Source organism: Streptomyces sp. 8L (assembly GCF_020176795.1).
In the GTDB taxonomy this organism is placed as follows: Bacteria; Actinomycetota; Actinomycetes; order Streptomycetales; family Streptomycetaceae; genus Streptomyces.
The window spans coordinates 1-1814 of record NZ_JAIUKE010000362.1 but is presented as its reverse complement, the minus strand read 5'-3'; the positions used below and the strand labels follow the sequence as shown (position 1 = coordinate 1814).

The 1814-nt window shown below is 74.0% G+C and carries 2 protein-coding genes; both read left to right on the top strand.

Going from position 1 to position 1814, the window contains the following annotated elements; translation table 11 throughout:
- Positions 1-276: 276 nt before the first annotated feature.
- Positions 277-1122 carry an ATP phosphoribosyltransferase gene (gene hisG, locus LCE31_RS26525; RefSeq protein WP_225018458.1) on the top strand — a complete coding sequence of 282 codons (846 nt, stop codon included), beginning with the start codon at positions 277-279 and terminating at the stop codon, positions 1120-1122.
- A 135-nt stretch (positions 1123-1257) separates the two neighbouring features.
- A complete protein-coding gene (locus LCE31_RS26520) occupies positions 1258-1755 on the top strand; it encodes a PH domain-containing protein (protein ID WP_225018478.1) in 498 nt (165 codons plus the stop codon).
- Positions 1756-1814: the final 59 nt, after the last annotated feature.

Below are 1814 nucleotides of genomic sequence, written 5' to 3'. Positions count from 1 at the left end.
CCCCACAACGCCCTCACCCTCCGCCGGTGTGTGCCGGCGGCCGGCCCTTGGGGCTGGCCCCAGGTCTCCGCCCCCCGCCCCCCCGCGGCCCCCCCCCCCGGGCCGGGGGGGGCGGGGCGGCGCGCGGGCACCGGTCCGCCGCGTGCGGCCCCGGCGGCACGGCACCGCCTCTCGCCGCGCCGACGCGCCGGCCGGCCGCACCACCGCCTCCGTACGCACACCAGCACCAGCAGACCAACACCCGCACCCGTCCCCGCACCGAAGGAAGCCGCTCCCATGCTGCGCATCGCCATCCCCAACAAGGGTTCACTCTCAGGACCTGCGTCGGCGATGCTCCATGAGGCCGGCTACCTGCAGCGCAAGGAGTCCAAGGAACTCGTCCTCGTCGACCCGGCCAATCAGGTCGAGTTCTTCTACCTGCGCCCCCGGGACATCGCGATCTACGTGAGCTCCGGCCGCCTCGACATCGGCATCACCGGCCGGGACCTGCTGGTCGACTCCGGCGCCGAGGCCGAGGCCATCCTGCCGCTCGGCTTCGCCCGCTCCACGTTCCACTACGCCACGAAGCCCGGAACCGCCCAGGGCATCGCGGACTTCGGCGGGATGACGATCGCCACCTCCTACGAGGGCATCGTCGCGGGCCACCTCGCGGACAGCGGCATCAAGGCCTCCGTCGTCCACCTCGACGGCGCGGTCGAGACGGCCATCCAGCTCGGCGTGGCACAGGTCATCGCCGACGTGGTGGAGACCGGCACCTCGCTGCGCAACGCGGGCCTGGAGATCGTCGGCGAGCCGATCATGACCTCGGAGGCCGTCGTCGTCCGCAGGACGGGGGCCGAGGAGGACCCGAAGGTCGAGCAGTTCCTGCGCCGTCTGCAGGGCGTCCTGGTGGCCCGTACGTACGTGATGATGGACTACGACTGCCGCGCCGAGCACCTGGAGCGGGCCGTCGCCCTCACCCCGGGCCTGGAGTCGCCGACCGTCTCCCCGCTGCACAACGAGGGCTGGGTCGCCGTCCGCGCGATGGTCCCCACCGTCGACGCCCAGCGCATCATGGACGACCTGTACGCGCTCGGCGCCCGCGCCATCCTCACCACCGCCATCCACGCCTGCCGGCTCTGACGGGGCCCGGCCCCCCCCCCCCCGCGGCCGGGTTCCCACCGCCCGGCCCCCGTGCCGGGACCAGCGAAAGACACCCGCACCGAGGAACGAGCCCAGCCGATGCCGACGACGCCGCCCGAGGAAGACCGGGAGCACATGCACGCCGCGCCCACCCCGCCACGGACGCCCGCCCTGCCGGTCACGTTCCGGCCGCAGCGCACCCGGATCGTGGCCCTCTGCGTCGGCATCGTCATGTTCGTCGTCATCACGGTCGTCTCGCTGCTGCTCGACAGCGCCGCGCCCTGGGAGCAGTCGAGCTTCGTCGTCCTCGCCGCGATCTTCCTCGGCGTCCTCGCGCTGCTCAGCCGACCGAAGGTCGTCGCCGAGGCCGATGGGGTGACCGTGGTGAACCTCACACAGGTGCGGCGGCTGGCCTGGGCGGAGATCCTGCGGGTCAATCTGCGCCAGGGCGACCCCTGGGTCTTCCTCGACCTCAGCGACGGCACCAGCCTGCCCGTGATGGGCATCCAGCCCGGAATCGCACGGCAGCACGCCATCCGGGACGCACGGGCGCTGCGCGCGCTCGTCGACGCCCACGGCACCGGGACCGAGTCGGGCGGCCCGTCCGGGGCCGCGGACGGCGACGCCCGCTGAGGCGTGCGCCCCACGGCGCGGTCTTGACTACTCTGTGGGGCGGGGCGCCGGGCGCGCCC